General features: G+C 63.8%; 14 protein-coding genes. 7 read left to right on the top strand and 7 right to left on the bottom strand.

Features of this window, described 5'->3' with window-relative positions; genetic code table 11:
• Nucleotides 1–241 precede the first annotated feature (241 nt).
• Nucleotides 242–1,372 carry a patatin-like phospholipase family protein gene (locus LB532_RS00845; protein ID WP_140641376.1) on the bottom strand — a complete coding sequence of 377 codons (1,131 nt, stop codon included), beginning with the start codon at nucleotides 1,370–1,372 and terminating at the stop codon, nucleotides 242–244.
• A 211-nt stretch (nucleotides 1,373–1,583) separates the two neighbouring features.
• A complete protein-coding gene (locus tag LB532_RS00850; protein ID WP_140641374.1) occupies nucleotides 1,584–2,672 on the bottom strand; it encodes a citrate synthase/methylcitrate synthase in 1,089 nt (362 codons plus the stop codon).
• A gap of 91 nt (nucleotides 2,673–2,763) precedes the next feature.
• Between LB532_RS00850 and LB532_RS00855 the strand changes: the two genes are divergently transcribed.
• Nucleotides 2,764–3,906: a citrate synthase gene (locus LB532_RS00855; RefSeq protein ID WP_140641372.1), complete on the top strand. Its 1,143-nt coding sequence runs from the start codon at nucleotides 2,764–2,766 to the stop codon at nucleotides 3,904–3,906.
• A 24-nt stretch (nucleotides 3,907–3,930) separates the two neighbouring features.
• On the opposite strand, the gene phaR is transcribed toward LB532_RS00855, so the two are convergent.
• Together phaR and LB532_RS00865 are read right to left on the bottom strand one after the other, a co-directional pair.
• The gene (phaR, locus tag LB532_RS00860) at nucleotides 3,931–4,539 is read right to left on the bottom strand and encodes a polyhydroxyalkanoate synthesis repressor PhaR (RefSeq protein WP_140493348.1); all 609 of its coding nucleotides are present in this window, start codon (nucleotides 4,537–4,539) and stop codon (nucleotides 3,931–3,933) included.
• A gap of 117 nt (nucleotides 4,540–4,656) precedes the next feature.
• Nucleotides 4,657–4,854 (bottom strand): hypothetical protein, encoded by a 198-nt coding sequence (locus tag LB532_RS00865; RefSeq protein WP_140641370.1) that lies wholly within the window; start codon nucleotides 4,852–4,854, stop codon nucleotides 4,657–4,659.
• Between LB532_RS00865 and LB532_RS00870 the strand changes: the two genes are divergently transcribed.
• The 6 genes from LB532_RS00870 (at nucleotide 4,835) to LB532_RS00895 (ending at nucleotide 12,819) form a co-directional block, all read left to right on the top strand.
• Entirely contained in the window at nucleotides 4,835–6,019 is a 1,185-nt protein-coding gene (locus LB532_RS00870) for an acetyl-CoA C-acetyltransferase (protein WP_140641368.1), read from the top strand. The genes LB532_RS00865 and LB532_RS00870 overlap by 20 nt on opposite strands.
• Before the next feature lie 119 nt (nucleotides 6,020–6,138).
• Nucleotides 6,139–6,864 carry an acetoacetyl-CoA reductase gene (gene phbB / locus LB532_RS00875; RefSeq protein WP_140627981.1) on the top strand — a complete coding sequence of 242 codons (726 nt, stop codon included), beginning with the start codon at nucleotides 6,139–6,141 and terminating at the stop codon, nucleotides 6,862–6,864.
• A 717-nt stretch (nucleotides 6,865–7,581) separates the two neighbouring features.
• Nucleotides 7,582–10,914: a helicase-related protein gene (locus tag LB532_RS00880; protein WP_140641366.1), complete on the top strand. Its 3,333-nt coding sequence runs from the start codon at nucleotides 7,582–7,584 to the stop codon at nucleotides 10,912–10,914.
• Nucleotides 10,915–10,928: 14 nt separating this feature from the next.
• Nucleotides 10,929–11,324, top strand: a complete 396-nt coding sequence (locus tag LB532_RS00885) for an RNA-binding S4 domain-containing protein (RefSeq protein ID WP_224556303.1) — start codon at nucleotides 10,929–10,931, stop codon at nucleotides 11,322–11,324.
• 207 nt (nucleotides 11,325–11,531) lie between these two features.
• On the top strand, nucleotides 11,532–11,870 hold the full coding sequence (fdxA, locus tag LB532_RS00890) for a ferredoxin FdxA (RefSeq protein WP_140493333.1): 339 nt from the start codon (nucleotides 11,532–11,534) through the stop codon (nucleotides 11,868–11,870).
• A gap of 367 nt (nucleotides 11,871–12,237) precedes the next feature.
• Nucleotides 12,238–12,819: a CarD family transcriptional regulator gene (locus LB532_RS00895; protein ID WP_006327799.1), complete on the top strand. Its 582-nt coding sequence runs from the start codon at nucleotides 12,238–12,240 to the stop codon at nucleotides 12,817–12,819.
• A 186-nt stretch (nucleotides 12,820–13,005) separates the two neighbouring features.
• Here LB532_RS00895 and LB532_RS00900 read toward each other — a convergent pair whose 3' ends face one another.
• The 3 genes from LB532_RS00900 to LB532_RS00910 form a co-directional block, all read right to left on the bottom strand.
• The gene (locus tag LB532_RS00900) at nucleotides 13,006–13,797 is read right to left on the bottom strand and encodes an amino acid ABC transporter ATP-binding protein (protein WP_140641364.1); all 792 of its coding nucleotides are present in this window, start codon (nucleotides 13,795–13,797) and stop codon (nucleotides 13,006–13,008) included.
• Nucleotides 13,794–14,474 (bottom strand): ABC transporter permease subunit, encoded by a 681-nt coding sequence (locus LB532_RS00905; protein WP_140550874.1) that lies wholly within the window; start codon nucleotides 14,472–14,474, stop codon nucleotides 13,794–13,796. Before LB532_RS00905 ends, LB532_RS00900 begins: the two co-directional genes overlap by 4 nt.
• A 108-nt stretch (nucleotides 14,475–14,582) precedes the next feature.
• Nucleotides 14,583–15,356 (bottom strand): amino acid ABC transporter substrate-binding protein, encoded by a 774-nt coding sequence (locus LB532_RS00910; protein ID WP_140641362.1) that lies wholly within the window; start codon nucleotides 15,354–15,356, stop codon nucleotides 14,583–14,585.
• Between the last annotated feature and the right edge of the window lie 267 nt (nucleotides 15,357–15,623).

Consider the following 15,623-nt stretch of genomic DNA (forward strand, 5'->3'; position numbering starts at 1 on the left):
GATTTGAGACATGACACAGTCCCAAAAGACCGCCTGCCGACCCTGTTGGTGACAGCATTCGTCGCCGCCAGTCACCGTTCAGGATACGGTCGAGGGATGGCGCCCAACAGCGGCGCCCGCACGACACTGGCAGCAGGCGTCAGCATGATGATGCGCGCTTCACACGCGATGGTTGTTACCGATGCTGGAAGGAACTTGCTGGCGCCGCGCGGCAGATCATGCCCGTGTGACGGATGCGGGTTCAGGCCCGGCGGCGCTCCGCTTCGGGGCTCTTGCGCGCCGCCAGGAATTCCTTCACCCGTCGGCCAGGTGCCGGCCCCCGCACCGGCTTGAAGCCATCGTCGAGTTCGCCGGAGAGGTCCAGCGTCGGCCGCTTGCCCACGGCATCATAGTTCTCCTCCAGCCAGTCGCTGGCGGCGGTACGGCCGAGATCGCGCAGATAAGCCAGGAATGCCCATTCGGCATTGACCTTCGATGATGCCGACAGGTCCTTGAACGCTTCGTCGGCGTCGATGCGGTGCATGCGGATGTCCCGGTACTCGCCCCGCGGCAGGCGGCCGGCGGCGATCAGTTCCTTGACGAAGGCGATCGAGCGGAATTCACGCAGCAGCCCGGCGTTGAAGGTGATCTCGTCAATGCGATTCTGGATCTCGTTGGCGCTTTTAGGCGTTCCCTCGCGCACGACCGGATTGATCTGCACCAAAAGCACGTCCTCGGTGGCAGCCGCTTTGAAGAACGGATAGAGCGCCGGATTGCCGCCATAACCGCCGTCCCAATAGGGCACGCCCTTGATCTCGACGGCGCGGAACAGTTGCGGCAGGCAGGCCGAGGCCATCACTGTGTCGAGGTCGATCTCACCATCGGAAAACACCCGTAGCTGTCCGGTCTCGACATTGGTGGCGGAAATGAATAGTTCCATCGACTTGCAGGCATGCACATTCTTGAAATCAATCTCCTGCGCAACGACGTCGCGCAGCGGATTGAGGCCGAGCGGGTTGGCGACATAGGGCGAGAACACCCGCGACATCGTGTCGAAGAAGACATAGCCCGGCGTGTTCTCGATCGACCAATTGCCCCAGGCGACGTCCCACGGCGTGCGCTGCACCGGGCTGAACCGGCCCTTCGCCGCCACCGCATGCCAGAAGTCGTCGAGCTTCTTGCGGGCGCCTTCGATGCCGCCGCGAACGAACCCGTCGGCCAGCGCCACCGCGTTCATCGCGCCCGCGCTTGTGCCGGACACCGCCGCGATCTCCAGCCGGCCATCCTCCAGAAGCCGGTCGAGCACGCCCCAGGAAAAAGCCCCGTGCGAACCGCCGCCCTGAAGCGCGATGTTGATCTTCTTTACTTCCTCCGCCTTGCCGTTCTTCGTCATGCGTTCCTGTCGATCCCGGTGCCTGACTTATTGCGCGCCCGGGAATCGGGACGTCAGCGTCACGGCAGACCTATGTTGCAGTGCAGCATATAAGGACGCACCAAGGCAAGAACACGAGCACGGTCGCGTGATCGCATGAAATTTCGATCATGCGGAAACACCTCCGCCTTGTGGCGGAGGGCGCGGTGTATCTTCCAAACAGATTTGATGCTCAGGCGACGAGGTCCGGCATCGGTCCGACATAGCGCGACAGCGGCCGGATCAGCCGTCCCGTCGTCTGCTGCTCGCGCGCATGCGCTACCCAACCGGCGACGCGCCCGGCCGCGAAGACATTGCTGAAGGCTTGGCTGAGAAAACCCGCCGCTTCCAGCACCAGCGCGGTGTAGAACTCGACATTGGTCTGCAGCGAGCGCTGCGGCTTGGCGATGCGAAGCGCCTCGAGCGCAGCCTGCTCGACTGTCTCGGCGAAGGCCAGCCGACGGCCGGTTTCGCCCTCCCCGCCGAGTTGGCGCACAACCGCCTTCAGCACATCGGCGCGCGGATCGCGCACGCGGTAGATGCGATGGCCGAAGCCCATGATGCGTGCGCCACGCGCGAGCTCGCCGCGCAGCCAGCCGGCGGCGTCGCCATGCGCCTGGATGGCGTCGAGCATCTCGATGACAGGGCCGGGCGCGCCGCCATGCAGCGGCCCCTTAAGCGCGCCGAGGCCAGCCAGCACCGACGATGTCAGCCCGGCCTGCGTCGAGGCGACGATGCGCGTGGCGAAGGTCGAGGCATTGAGGCCATGATCGCAGACGGTCACGAGGTAAGTGTCGAGTGCCTTTGCCAGAGCCGGCGTCGGCACGGAACCGTCGAGCATCCTCAGCATATCGGCGGCATGATCGGCCTTCCCGTCGGGCGCGACCGGCTGTTCGCCGCGCTGCATGCGCAAGAGCGCCGGCGTCAGCACGGCGGGCGCCGCGATCAGCCGAAGCGCGTCCGTCAGCGTCTCGCCGTCCGGCAGCAGCGCCATGCCGGCGCGCATGGCGCTATAGACGTCGAGCGGCGCCAGCAGGGGCAGGCAAGGCAAGAGCCGGTCGAACACCTCGACGCGCGCCTGGCCCAGTTTCGCGGCCAGCTCCGCGTCTCCGGGAAGGTCGTCGAAGAAGCCGTTGAGAAGCAGGCGAACGACCTGCGGATAGTTCCATCGCCCGGCCAGTTCCGGCAGGGAATACCCCCGGATCGTCAAGCGGCCGCCCAGCCCATCCACGTCGGACAGCACCGTTTCCGCCGCCACCACGTCATCGAGCCCGTTCGCCATGGCTTTGTCTCCTTGAGCTTTTCCGACATCAAGGATAAGGATGGGCAACACGCGCATCAATCTTGATCAATAGAATCAATATGGGGCCGACATGTCCGAATGGCTGTCGCGGGACGAAGCGCTGGAACGGCTCAAGGTGCGTCCGCAGACGCTCTACGCCTATGTCAGTCGCGGGCGCATCGGCATGCGCCCGGACAGTGCCGATCCGCGCCGCAGCCAGTATCGCGCCGACGATATCGCGGCCTTGATGATGCGAAGAGCGCGCGGACGCAGCCCATCGGCCATCGCCGAAAGCGCCATCGCCTGGGGCGAACCCTCGATCGTCACCTCGATCTCGACCGTTTCGCACGGGCACCTTGTCTATCGGGGCCGTGACGCCGTTGCGCTGTCCGAACATGCGACGCTCGAAGAGACCGCCGCCGTGCTGTGGGCCCTGCCTGAGCCGGTGAGTTTCGAAGCCCCGGCCTCGGATCAATCCCAACAACTCGGCCGAGCCCCGGCCTTCATGCAACTTGCCATGCTCGCCGGCCAGGGGCGGCCTTCACTTGGACGCGGCGCCGCCTCGCTGTGCACCGACGCCGCGCGCGCGATCGGCGTGCTGGCCGGCGCCCTTGGCGCCTCGGCGGGATCCGATCCCCTGCACTTGCGGTTGGCGCGAGGCTGGTCGGTGGATGAAGGCGGGGCGCAGGCTATCCGGCGCGCCCTTGTGCTGCTTGCCGATCACGAACTCAACGCATCGACCTTCGCGGCGCGCGTCGCGGCCTCGACCGGAGCCTCGCCCGCCGCCTGCCTGCTCGCGGGTCTGGCGACACTTTCCGGTCCGCGGCACGGTGGCGCCAGCGAGGCGGTGATGCAACTCGCGGACGATGCGGCGCGGCACGGCGCCGATGCGGCGATCCGGCGCTGGCTCAGCCACGATAGGCCTTTGCCAGCGTTCGGCCATCCGCTCTATCCCGAAGGAGATCCCCGCGCCACGGCGCTTTTGGCGGCCATCGACAACACCGACAAAACATTGCGATCGCTGGAAATCGCCGCCATTGCCGCGACCGGCGCCCGCCCGAACGTCGACTTTGCCCTGGCCGTTCTGACGCGCAGCCTCGGCCTGCCGCGCGATGCGCCGTTCCAGCTGTTCGCGCTTGGGCGCAGCGTTGGCTGGGCCGCCCACATGGTCGAACAGGCAACGAGCGGCGGCAGCATCAGGCCGCGCGGTCGCTATGAGGGATTATTGCCGTAGGATCGGAAGAAAAGCGCTGCGCCCTCACGACATGGTGTCGAGCTTGCGCTGCATGGCCGCGATCTGGTCCTTCAACTGCTGCAGATCGTCGGGTTTTTCCGGCGTTTCCTTCCTGGCCGGTTCGGCGGGGGCCGCCGCAGGTGCCGAGCCTGCCGGCGGGAAAGGCGTGAACAGACGCATGGCATTCTGGAACATTTCCATGTTGCGGCGCGTCTGCTCCTCCAGCGCCTTGATCGGCGTGGCCATCTTCATCATGTCGAGTGGTGACTTGCCGATGGCGCCCTTCATCTGCTCGCGGAAGCGCTCCTGTTCCTTGGAGAAGGCGATCATCGATTGTTCGAGGAAGCTCGGCACGATCATCTGCATCTGGTCGCCGTAGAAGGCGATCAACTGGCGCAGGAACGGGATCGGCAGCATGTTCTGCCCGTCCTTGTTCTCCAATTCGAAGATGATCTGGGTCAGAACCGGATGCGTGATGTCATCACCGGTCTTGGCGTCCTGCACCGTGAACTCTTCGCCCTTCTTGACCATTTCGGCCAGGTCCTCGAGCGTCACATAGGTGCTGGTGCCGGTGTTGTAGAGCCGGCGATTGGCATATTTCTTGATGACGATCGGATCGTCTTTCGCAGCCATCTGCATCCTCCCCGGACACCGGCGCGCCTGAGTAAGCCGCCGGTAACGATTGCGCCCGTTCAAAGGATATGCGCAAAAGCGTCACAATTCCAAGCAGTTTGTGCAGTGCGGGATTAATTATCGCTGCATGGCCGGTGAAATATGCTGCGCAGCAGCGGACAGCTTGATGTCGCGGCCATGCGCAGCTTGCCTGCGACGCATGGGTGCCCTGCCGATTTCCGGTTTGACTCGCGATTTGGAAAGGGCAAGAAAAGTCTTCAACCACAGAACATCAGCTTGAAGTTTGGAGAACAGAATGCCCGTTTCCAATGCCATCGTCGTCGCCAGCGCGGCGCGCACACCGGTCGGTTCCTTCAACGGCGCTTTCGCCGCCACCCCGGCGCACGAGCTTGGCGCCGTCGTCGTAAGGGAATTGTTGTCGCGCGCCGGCGTCGAGGCGGCCGAGGTCGACGAGGTCATTCTTGGCCAGGTGCTGACCGCGGCCCAGGGGCAGAACCCCGCCCGCCAGGCTTCGATCCTCGCCGGGCTGCCCAGGGAGACCACCGCCTGGGGCCTCAACCAGGTGTGCGGTTCGGGCCTGCGTGCGATTGCGCTTGGCATGCAGCAGATCGCCGCCGGCGATGCCAAGGTGATCGTCGCCGGCGGTCAGGAATCGATGTCGCTGTCACCGCACGCCCAGCATCTGCGCGCTGGCGTCAAGATGGGCGACTACAAGATGATCGACACCATGATCAGGGATGGGCTGTGGGATGCCTTCAATGGCTATCACATGGGCAACACCGCCGAGAACGTCGCGCGTCAGTTCCAGATCACCCGCGAAGATCAGGACCAGTTCGCGCTGGCCTCGCAGAACAAGGCCGAGGCCGCGCAGAAGGCGGGCCGGTTCAAGGACGAGATCGTCGCCTTCACCATCAAGGGCAAGAAGGGCGATACAATTGTCGACCAGGACGAATACATCCGCCATGGCGCGACGCTGGATGCCATGACCAAACTGAAGCCAGCCTTCGACAAGGACGGCACTGTGACCGCCGCCAATGCCTCCGGCATCAACGACGGCGCCGCCGGCGCGCTTTTGATGAGCGAAGCGGAAGCTGCCAGGCGGGGCATCACCCCGCTGGCGCGCATCGTCTCCTGGGCGACCGCGGGCGTTGACCCCGCGATCATGGGCACCGGTCCGATTCCCGCCTCGCGAAAAGCGCTGGAAAAGGCCGGCTGGTCGGTCGGCGATCTCGACCTGATCGAGGCCAACGAGGCTTTCGCCGCGCAGGCCTGCGCGGTCAACAAGGACATGGGCTGGGATCCCTCGATCGTTAACGTCAATGGCGGCGCCATCGCCATCGGTCATCCGATCGGCGCCTCTGGCGCGCGCATTTTCAACACGCTGCTCCACGAGATGCGCCGAAGAGGTGCCAAGAAGGGTCTCGCCACCCTGTGCATCGGCGGCGGCATGGGCGTCGCCATGTGCGTCGAAGCGCTCTAAAAGAGAAGTAAATGGGGAGTAGCGAACAGGGAAGAACGGCGTCGGCGCAACGGGATATCTGATCCCTACTCGTTATTCGCTGCTCCCTGTTCACTCTCCCAACCAAAGGGAGGGAGCGCATGACCAAGGTTGCAATCGTCACGGGCGGATCGCGCGGCATCGGCGCGGCAATATCGATGGCGCTGAAGGAAGCCGGCTATTCGGTTGCCGCCAACTACGCCGGCAATGATGAGGCGGCGAGCAAATTCACGGCCACAACCGGCATCAAGACCTACAAATGGTCGGTCGCCGACTACGACGCCTGCGCCGCCGGCATCAAGCAAGTCGAGGCCGATCTAGGCCCGGTCGCGGTGCTGGTCAACAATGCCGGCATCACGCGCGACGCCATGTTCCACAAGCTAACGCGCGAGCAATGGAAGGAGGTCATCGACACCAATCTCTCCGGCGTTTTCAACATGACGCATCCGCTGTGGAGCGGCATGCGCGACCGCAAGTTCGGCCGCGTCATCACCATCTCCTCCATCAATGGCCAGAAGGGCCAGGCCGGCCAGGTCAACTACTCCGCGGCCAAGGCCGGCGACATCGGTTTCTCGAAGGCTCTGGCCCAGGAAGGAGCCCGCGCGGGCATCACCGTCAACATCATCTGCCCAGGCTACATCGCCACCGAAATGGTCCGGGCGATCGACGAGAAGGTGCTCAACGAACGCATCATCCCGCAAATCCCGGTCGGGCGCCTCGGCGAGCCGGAGGAGATCGCGCGTTGCGTCGTCTTCCTCGCCTCCGAGGACGCCGGTTTCATCACGGGATCGACCATCACCGCCAATGGCGGCCAGTACTTCGCCTGAGGTCTCGCCGGGCTGCCGGCTTCCCGGTGCCGATTTGAAGGAGGGCTCGTTCGCCATCCGCTTGGCATGTCCGTGACGCCGTCCGATGATGGCTGTCGGTCTGCTGTTCCAATCCGGCACGTAAAGGTTAATGGCGCCAGCGGGTATTGTGCAAAACTGCATGGACAAGCTGTGCATTGTCGGTGGAAAACCTGTGCGCAACACTACATCTTGTCGTGAACAAACAGGGAAAATCCCGACGTCGCCGATTCGTCGCCCTTTCGTTCCATGTTTGGCCGAAACGTTAACGAGAGCAGCCGCAATCGCCTGTCAAACCGTTAATTCTGTTAAGAAAGATCAACAATTTCATAAGCTTGGATGAAGCAAGGCGGGCTGCCGCGCGGCCTTGCCGGCAAAAGTTAACGGCGCTCTCGCCTAGCATGAATCGGGCCAATTCCGTGATTCAGCATGTGGTAAGGATCATCAGCCAAAACTCCACATCTAGCCGTGAACAAAACCTGAATCCGAGTGAGTCAGCGATTCGTCGCCGATTCGTTCCAGACTCGTTCCAACCCTTAATCAGCAGCCGAACCGAAGCTTGACGGAGGCGGCTTCGAACCGACGGCGGAACATTCCGCTTTCGCTTCGCGCCTGAAATCCCTATGTGTCGCCTGTCATACGCGCCGACCGAGGCGTGCTCCCGACAATGAGAGGCCAGAAAGCCTTATTTCCGAGCCGATGAACATCCATCCGAAACCCACCGAGCCGCTGATCCTGTCGGGTCGCGACGTGACTGCCGTGCTTGGGCCGACCAACACAGGCAAGACCCACCTCGCCATCGAGCGAATGGTGGCGCATGAAAGCGGCATCATCGGCCTACCGCTCAGGCTCTTGGCGCGAGAGGTCTATACCCGCGTCTGCGAAAAGGTCGGTGCCCACAAGGTGGCGCTCATCACCGGCGAGGAGAAGATCCAGCCGCCAGACGCCAGATATTCGGTCTGTACCGTCGAAGCCATGCCGCGCGAGACCGATGCCGCCTTCGTCGCCATCGACGAGGTGCAGCTTGCCGGTGATCTCGAGCGCGGCCATATCTTCACCGACCGCATCCTGCACCTGCGCGGCCGCCAGGAGACGCTGCTGCTCGGCGCCGCCACCATGCACGGCATCTTGCAGCGCCTGTTGAAAGGCGTCTCGGTGGTGACGCGGCCGCGGCTGTCGCATCTGGCCTATGCCGGTTCGAAGAAGCTGACCCGCCTGCCGCGGCGCACAGCGATCGTCGCCTTCTCCGCCGACGAGGTCTATGCCATCGCCGAACTGATCCGCCGCCAGCAGGGCGGTGCGGCCGTCGTGCTTGGCGCGCTCTCGCCCCGCACCCGCAACGCCCAGGTGGCGCTGTTTCAGTCGGGCGACGTCGACTATCTCGTCGCCACCGATGCCATCGGCATGGGCCTTAACCTCGATCTCGACCATGTCGCCTTCGCCCAGAACCGCAAGTTCGACGGCTACCAGTATCGCAACCTGACGGCGGCCGAACTCGGCCAGATCGCCGGGCGCGCCGGCCGGCACCTGCGCGACGGCACCTTTGGCGTCACCGGCCAGGTCGACCCGCTGGACGAGGAATTGGTCAAGAAGATCGAAAGCCACGACTTCGACCCGGTGAAGGTTCTGCAATGGCGCACAGCGCGTTTCAATTTCGCCAGCCTCGACGCGCTGAAGCGCTCGATTGAGACCAATGCCCCGGTGGAGGGCCTGACCCGCGCGCTGCCGGCAGTCGATGCGCAGGCGCTTGAGCACCTCTCGCGTGACGAGGACATCAGGGCGCTCGCCACCGACGCAAGGCGCGTCGCGCTGCTGTGGGAGGCCTGCGCGCTTCCCGACTACCGCAAGATAGCCCCGGCCCAGCACGCCGACCTCATTGCGTCGATCTACATGGACCTCGCCAGGCATGGCCATGTCGACGAGAATTACATGGCCGAGCAGGTGCGCCGCGCCGACACCACCGAGGGTGACATCGATACGCTCTCGCACCGCATTGCCCAGATCCGCACCTGGACATTCGTGTCGAACCGGCCCGGCTGGCTGGCCGATCAGGCACACTGGCAGGAAAAGACGCGCGAAATCGAAGACAGATTGTCGGATGCGCTGCATGAGCGGTTGACGAAACGCTTCGTAGACCGCAGGACTTCCGTCCTCATGCGGCGCCTTAGAGAAAATACCATGCCTGAAGCCGAAATAAGCCCAACCGGAACCGTCCTCGTCGAAGGCCACCATGTCGGCGAGTTGCAGGGGTTCCGTTTCACCGCCGATCAGAGCGCTGGCGGCGAAGACGCCAAGGCCGTGCGCGCGGCCGCCCAGAAGGCGCTGGCGGCGGAGTTCGAGGCACGCGCCGAACGCTTCGGCGCCTGCGCCAATGGGGACATCGCGCTCGGCTCCGACGGCACGCTGCGCTGGATCGGTGCGCCGATCGGCACGCTGGTGGCCGGCGAGGACGCGCTGAAGCCTCGCCTGGTGCTTTTGGCCGACGAACAACTGACCGGCCCAGCGCGTGACAAGGTCGCGGCGCGCGCCGAGCGCTTCGTCAATTTTCAGATCGAATCCCTGCTGAAGCCGCTGGTCGATTTAAAGAATGCCGAGCAGATATCGGGTATCGGCCGCGGCATTGCCTTCCAGCTGGTCGAGAATTTCGGCCTTATCAATCGCCGCGACATCGCCGAGGAGATGAAGTCGCTCGACCAGGAAGGCCGCGCGGCATTGCGCCGGCTGGGCGTGCGCTTCGGCGCCTATCATGTCTTCGTGCCGGCGCTGATCAAGCCGGCGCCCGCGGGATTGGTGACGTTGCTGTGGGCGCTGAAAAACGACGGCAAGGACAAGCCCGGCTTCGGCGACGTCGTCCATGCGCTGGCATCGGGCCGCACCTCGGTGGTCATCGATCCGGCTTTCGACAAGGCCTTCTACAAGCTTGCCGGCTACCGCAATCTCGGCCGCCGCGCCGTGCGCATCGACATTCTGGAACGGCTGGCCGACCTGATCCGCCCGGCGACCAACTGGAAGCCCGGCCTCGGCCAGCGTCCGGATGGCGCCTATGACGGCCAGTCTTTCATGGTGACGCCGCCGATGATGTCGATTCTCGGCGCCACGGCCGATGACATGGAAGAAATCCTGAAAGGTCTTGGCTATCGTGCCGAGCCGAAGCCGGCGGCCGAAATCAAGGCACGGCTGGAAGCGCAGGACAATGCCGCCCGGGAAGCCGTGGCGGCCAAGCTGGCAGCGGAAGAGACCGCGCGCGCCGAGCGGGCCAAGGCGGCGGAGGCGGCTGCGACGGATACGCCTGCGGAGACATCGGCGGAATATCCGGAAACCGCGACTGCCCAGACCGCCATCGAAATTCCTGCTGAACCCATTGCGGAAGCGGCCAAGTCTGTTGCGGAAGAACAACCCGAAGCTCCAGCCGAAGCTACGGAAGGGGTTGCGCCTGTAGCAGAAGCCGTGCTTGAAACTCCTGCCGCCGAAAGCGCCGACGCTCTCACCTCCCCCTCGACGGGGGAGGTCGCGGAGCGAAGCGAGGGGGGTGACAGCGCCGACGCTCCCCAACAGGGACAGGATGAAGCCGGCGTGCCCGCCGCGGAAGCCGAAGAGCCTAAGCCGATCCTGTTGTGGCGGCAGGGCCGCTTCGACCAGCGGCCTCGTCACCGTCACCACGAGAACCGCGCCCGGCCGCGCAACGGCCAGGCGGCGCGCTCCGATGCCCCGGCGGATGCCGCTGGCGGCCAGCCCGGCACCCGGCCCGCTCATGAAGGGCGCCGCGATGGCGCCGGCCAGCCGCGTTTCGATCGCTCGAAGTTCAAGCCCAGGCCGCAAGGCGAAGGCGGGGAACGGCGGGAGAGCAAGCCGCAGGGCGAGCGTTCTGACCGCCGTGAAGGCCGGCCGGGCGGCAGGCCGGAAGGCAAGGGCGGCCCGCAGGGTGGCAAACCCTCGTTCCAGGCAAAACCGCGCGAGGAGCGCCCGGCGCGCTTCGATCCCGACTCTCCCTTCGCCAAGCTCGCCGCTTTGCGCGACCAGCTGAAGAAGTAGCCGCACAGGATCCGATGGTCGCCCCGATGGCCACCGACCGCCAGCGCATCGACAAATGGCTGTTCTTCTCGCGCGCGGTGAAATCGCGCTCGCTGGCCGTCAAACTGGTAGTGGCCGGCCGGGTGCGCATCAATCGCGACAAAGCAGCGCAGGCCTCCGACCTGGTCAAGCCTGGCGACGTCCTGACCATCACGCTGGAGCGGCGCATCTTCATCTGGAAGGTGCTCGATGCGGGAAGCCGGCGCGGCCCCGCCGTGGAGGCACGCACGCTCTACGAAGACATGTCGCCGCCTGCCGCGCCGACGGGCGAGGCGCCTCCCGACGCGATCCCAGGGCTGCGCGAGGCCGGAAGCGGCCGCCCGACGAAGAAGGAGCGCCGCGAGACCGACCGTTTGCTTGGCGACGACTGACCGCCGATGCACGGAGAGAGCATGTATGTTCCTCCACGCCGCCGACACAACGGTCCGAGCACATGACCGATGCCCGCCATTGCCGACCCGTTGGAATTCCATTCCGGCAATGCCGGCATGGCCGGAATGGCCGCCCTTGCAAGCGAGCGCCAAAGGCGTTACCTCACGGAAAAAGCCAACAAAAACGGGACGTCCCGGAGCAGATCGATGACCTATGTCGTGACCGACAATTGCATCAAATGCAAATATATGGACTGCATCGAGGTCTGTCCGGTCGACTGTTTCTACGAGGGCGAGAACATGCTCGTCATCCATCCCGACGAGTGCATCGACTGCGGTGTCTGCGAACCGGAATGCCCCGCCGACGCGATCAAGCCCGATACTGAGTCGGGCCTCGACAAATGGCTGCAGATAAACACCGAATACGCCGAGAAATGGCCTAATATCACCGCCAAGAAGGAGCCGCCGGCCGACGCCAAGGCCTTCGATGGCGAGGCCGGCAAGTTCGAGAAATATTTCTCGGCTGAACCCGGAGAAGGCGACTGACAGCGTTGCCGTTTCAACCGGTATGACGCGGCGTAAGAGGTACGGCCTATTAACCGCCTTGACAGGCGGCGTGAACCTGTGGCCTTCGCTTATGCAGCAAAACCTTGATTCTTCCGACTTTTTGTGTTACATGAGCGAAACATGCCGGTGACACAACGTCGATTTATGGCGCTAACGCCCCAAATCACTGAAAGGTGAAAATCCCATATCGGACCAGAGCGATCTGGGCCAGGCGATCGCAATCGTGCGGTTTGCCGGTCCCGGCTTTTCCGGTGGGTTCATCTGTTGTGCGGCTAATGATCGGTAACCCGATCGCGCGAGTTCAGCCGGCACCGCCGCCGGCCCACAACAAGGAGTTCAGGGCGTAATGGCAACGATCACCCCGCAGAAGAAGTCCACCGCTGCACGTCACGGTTTCAAGACCGGCGAGTACATCGTTTATCCGGCGCATGGTGTCGGCCAGATCGTCTCGATCGACGAGCAGGAAGTGGCCGGGCACAAGCTGGAACTGTTCGTCATCGATTTCCAGAAGGACAAGATGCGCCTCAAGGTGCCGGTCGCCAAGGCAACCTCGATCGGCATGCGCAAGCTGTCGGAAGAGGATTATGTCGAGCGCGCACTGAAGGTCGTGCAGGGCCGCGCCCGCGTCAAGCGCACCATGTGGTCGCGTCGCGCGCAGGAATATGATGCCAAGATCAATTCCGGCGACCTGATCTCGATCTCGGAAGTTGTTCGCGACCTCTACCGTGCCGACAACCAGCCGGAGCAATCCTATTCCGAACGCCAGCTCTACGAGGCCGCGCTCGATCGCATGGCCCGTGAGATCGCCGCGGTCAACCGCATGTCGGAAACCGAAGCCGTGCGTTTGATCGAGGTCAATCTCAACAAGGGCCCTAAGCGCGGCGCCAAGGCCGACAATGAGGAAGCCGAGCAGGAAGAAGCTGCCTGAGGTGCCCTGCGCCTTTTGAGTTTTTGAAAACCCGGCCTTGCGCCGGGTTTTTTGTTTGCAGGCAATATTTGGAAAGTTGGTGCACGCCCCTCGGCGTGCAATCGCCGTCCATCGAAATAGAAACACCGTGGCTGACGGCCGGCTCACGAGGAGAAATGCCCGGCGGGGGGCAAGGGCAGCGCAGGCCTACGACGAGAAATTACCGCCTTCTCCCCCACCCTCCTTCTCCGCCATTTCCTGCTTTAGCGTCGCGATGAATCGCCTTGTCCGTTCGCGCTCCGGATTGCCGAACAGCACCGCCGCGGGGCCCTTTTCGACGACAATGCCGGCGTCGAGGAACACCACCTCGCGAGCGATCTTTGAAGCAAGCCGCAGATCGTGCGTGGCCATCACCATCGTCGTCCCCTCGCTGGCGAGCCGGCCGAGCACGTCGACGACTTCCTGCGCCAGTTCCGGGTCGAGCGCGGAGGTCGGCTCGTCGCATAAAAGCACCTTTGGCGACGGCGCCAGCGCCCGGGCGATCGCTACCCGCTGCTGCTGGCCGCCCGACAGCGTTGCCGGCCAGGCATCGACCTTGTGCGCCATGCCGACCTTTTCCAGCAGCGCGAGCGCCCGTTCGCGCGCCCGTGCCTGGGGCCACTTCAGCACCGTCACCAGCCCTTCCATGACGTTCTCGATCGCGGTGCGGTGCGGGAACAGCTGGAAGTTCTGGAACACCATGCCGGTCTGCAGCCGCAGCCGCTGAATGTCCCGGGCCGCCACCTTCGCTCCCGGATGGAACTCCAGCGCCTGATCGCCGATACGCACTGTGCCCGAGGTTGGGATCTCAAGCAGGTTGATGCAGCGCAGCAGCGTACTTTTGCCACCACCCGAAGGACCGACCAGCGCGGTGACGCTGTCTTCGGCAATGGCAACCGTCACGCCCTTCAGCACGAGATTGTCGCCGAAGCGCTTTTCGATGTTGGCAAGGTCGATCACGAGCGCGCCTCCAGGAAGCCGCCATAGCGGTTGAGCCGCGCCTCCAGCCGCGTCTGCAAGGCCGACAGCACCGAACTCATCGCCAGATAGAGGATCGCCGCCTCGACATAGAGGATCAGCGGCTCATAGGTGGTGGCGACGATGCGCTGCGCAGCCTGGAACATTTCCGGCACGGTGATGGCGGCGGCCAGCGACGTGTCCTTGACTAGCGAGATGAAGGTGTTGGAGAGCGGCGGCACCGCCACGCGCCCGGCCTGCGGCAGGATGGTGCGGCGCATCGCCTGGCTCCAGGTCATGCCGATCGAATAGGCCGCCTCCCATTGCCCCTTTGGCACCGCGCCTATCGCCGCGCGAACGATTTCCGACGAGTAGGCGCCGATATTGAGCGTGAAGCCGATCAACGCCGCGGGAAACGCGTCAAGCAGGATGCCGACCGAGGGCAGGCCGTAGAAGATCAGGAACAGCTGCACCAGGAGCGGCGTGCCGCGGAATATCCAGACGTAGAAACGCGCCACCGCGACCAGGGGCATTGGCCCGAAGAGCCGGATCAGCGCGGTTCCGAGACCGACGCTCAAGCCAAGCACAAAGGACAGGAGCGTCAGCGGTACGGTGAAGATCAACGCCGCCCACAGCAGCGAAGGCAGCGATTCCAGCATGAGTTGCAGCCAGTGCGGCACAAAAGGCTCCTTCTTGCGACTGCCGTATATCACGCGAAAGGCGGCGGGCCGTCAAAACGGTCCGCCGCCGGGCGATGTCGCGCGGGCCGCCAACGGCCCGGCCGTAAATTACTTCGAAACGTCCTGGCCGAAATAGGTGTCTGCGATCTTCTGATAGGTGCCGTCTGCCTTGATGTCGGCCAGCGCCTTGTTGATCGCGGCAACCAGTTCCGGATCGCCCTTGCGAACGATGACGCCGGAATAATCGGCGTTCTCTTCCTGGGCCGCGATCTTCACATTGGCATCCGGCTTGTGCTTCTTGAAATCGAGGAAGGACAGGCTGTCATTGATGGTTGCGTCGGCGCGGCCGGTCAGAAGCAGCTGGATCGACTGGTCGAACCCGTCGGTGCCGACCAGTTCGGCGCCGTTGGCCTCGGCAAGCTTACCGAAATTCGAAGTCAGCGACTGCGCCGACTTCTTGCCCTTGAGATCTGCGAAGCTCTTGATGTCGGTGTCGTCGCCGCGCACGATCAGCACTGCCTTGGAGGCAATGTAGGGGTCGGAGAAATCGTATTTCGCCTTGCGGGCGTCGGTGATGCCGACTTCGTTGATGACCGCGTCATAGCGGTTGGCATCGAGGCCCGCGATCAGCCCGTCCCATTTGCCCTCGAGGAACTCTACCTTCACGCCGAGCTTGTCGCCGATCGCCTTGGCGATTTCGACGTCGAAGCCGACCAGCGCTCCGCCGGCATCATGATAGGTAAAGGGTGCGTAGGTGCCCTCCGTGCCGACCTTGATGACGCCGGCCTGCTTGATCTGATCGAGATTGGCGCCGGCATAGCCTGCGGTAACAGCCAAAACCTGCAAAGTTCCGGCGACGATGAGCGACTTGAGCCATTTCATTTTTCTGTGATCCCGTCCTGGCCTGATATCCGGCATGGTGTGAGCGCTGGAAATTGACAGATGTAAGTTGAAAAAATAAGGAATGGAATTTCAAAAACATCAATCATTGGGAATCGTATTCTACAACTGACGTTTCCGGCGGCGTCTCGAACCCGCCCGGAGTTTTTCGCGCAGCTTCCACGCAGCGCCGCCAGCGGCGGAACCTTTCCCGCGCATGGCACGTTTTGCGTTCGTTGTAGGGCAGGACGCCGTCATTTCAAGTCGAGG

The sequence above is a fragment of the Mesorhizobium sp. ESP-6-2 genome (genome assembly GCF_020164675.1).
Classification (GTDB): domain Bacteria; phylum Pseudomonadota; class Alphaproteobacteria; order Rhizobiales; family Rhizobiaceae; genus Mesorhizobium.

Coding starts and splice junctions, on each gene's coding strand:
- LB532_RS00845 (WP_140641376.1), bottom strand. CDS start 1,372: ATGACGAAGAACGGCAAGGCGGAGGAAGTAAAGAAGATCAACATCGCG.
- LB532_RS00850 (WP_140641374.1), bottom strand. CDS start 2,672: ATGGCGAACGGGCTCGATGACGTGGTGGCGGCGGAAACGGTGCTGTCC.
- LB532_RS00870 (WP_140641368.1), top strand. CDS start 4,835: ATGCCCGTTTCCAATGCCATCGTCGTCGCCAGCGCGGCGCGCACACCG.
- fdxA (WP_140493333.1), top strand. CDS start 11,532: ATGACCTATGTCGTGACCGACAATTGCATCAAATGCAAATATATGGAC.
- LB532_RS00910 (WP_140641362.1), bottom strand. CDS start 15,356: ATGAAATGGCTCAAGTCGCTCATCGTCGCCGGAACTTTGCAGGTTTTG.
- phbB (WP_140627981.1), top strand. CDS start 6,139: ATGACCAAGGTTGCAATCGTCACGGGCGGATCGCGCGGCATCGGCGCG.
- phaR (WP_140493348.1), bottom strand. CDS start 4,539: ATGGCTGCGAAAGACGATCCGATCGTCATCAAGAAATATGCCAATCGC.
- LB532_RS00885 (WP_224556303.1), top strand. CDS start 10,929: ATGGTCGCCCCGATGGCCACCGACCGCCAGCGCATCGACAAATGGCTG.
- LB532_RS00855 (WP_140641372.1), top strand. CDS start 2,764: ATGTCCGAATGGCTGTCGCGGGACGAAGCGCTGGAACGGCTCAAGGTG.
- LB532_RS00895 (WP_006327799.1), top strand. CDS start 12,238: ATGGCAACGATCACCCCGCAGAAGAAGTCCACCGCTGCACGTCACGGT.
- LB532_RS00865 (WP_140641370.1), bottom strand. CDS start 4,854: ATGGCATTGGAAACGGGCATTCTGTTCTCCAAACTTCAAGCTGATGTT.
- LB532_RS00880 (WP_140641366.1), top strand. CDS start 7,582: ATGAACATCCATCCGAAACCCACCGAGCCGCTGATCCTGTCGGGTCGC.